The sequence below is a fragment of the Streptomyces sp. NPDC002779 genome (genome assembly GCF_042888685.1).
In the GTDB taxonomy this organism is placed as follows: Bacteria; Actinomycetota; Actinomycetes; order Streptomycetales; family Streptomycetaceae; genus Streptomyces.
In genome coordinates, this window is record NZ_JBIAQC010000094.1 from 1 (window position 1) to 1,025 (window position 1,025).

The 1,025-nt window shown below is 66.3% G+C and carries 1 protein-coding gene; it reads left to right on the plus strand.

Features of this window, described 5'->3' with window-relative positions; all coding sequences use genetic code 11:
* The coding region (locus tag ACFYW5_RS38030) for an IS30 family transposase (protein ID WP_389421707.1) at window positions 1-1,025 on the plus strand (1,025 nt) is incomplete at both ends.

Consider the following 1,025-nt stretch of genomic DNA (forward strand, 5'->3'; position numbering starts at 1 on the left):
ACTGCGCCGCAACGCCGCCACGCGCAGCGGCAAGCAGGAGTACCGCGCGACGGTCGCCCAGTGGAAGGCTCAGCAGGCGGCCAAGCGCCCGAAGAGCGCGAAGCTCCTGGCCAACGACCGGTTGCGTGAGTACGTGCAGGAGAGGTTGTCGGGGAACGTTCACCAGCCTGACGGGACGGTGGTCGCAGGACCGCAGACGCCTCCGTGGAAAGGGCTGAACAAGCCGCACCGGCAAGACAGGCGGTGGGCGACAGCATGGAGCCCGGAACAGATCTCGCACCGGTTGAAGGCCGACTTCCCCCATGATGAGTCCATGCGCATCAGCCACGAGGCGATCTACCAGTCGTTGTTCATCGAGGGCCGTGGTGCGCTCAAGCGGGAGCTGGTCGCCTGCCTGCGCACCGGGCGGGCGCTTCGAGAGCCTCGGTTGAGGTCACGGAACAAGCCGCAAGGGCATGTCACCGCGGATGTCGTCCTCAGTGAACGTCCGGCAGAGGCCGCAGACCGCGCTGTCCCAGGGCATTGGGAAGGCGATCTGATCATCGGGACGGGCCGGTCCGCGATCGGCACGCTCGTCGAGCGCAGCAGCCGATCCACCCTCCTGGTGCATCTGCCGAGGATGAGGGGCTGGGGCGAGGTGCCGCCCGTGAAGAACGGCCCGGCGTTGGGCGGTTACGGTGCCGTCGCGATGAACACTGCCCTGACGGTGTCGATGACGAAGCTACCTGAGCAGCTCCGCAAGACACTGACCTGGGACCGCGGAAAGGAACTCTCCGGGCATGCCCAGTTCGCGCTCGAGACCGGGACGAAGGTGTTCTTCGCCGATCCGCACTCGCCCTGGCAACGACCCACGAACGAGAACACGAACGGGCTGCTGCGTCAGTACTTCCCAAAGGGCACCGACCTGTCCCGGTGGTCCGCCGAGGACCTCGAAGCCGTCGCCCTGGCAATCAATAACCGACCCCGCAAGATCCTCGGCTGGAAGACACCGGCCGAGGTCTTCGAGGAGCAGCTACGCTCACTAC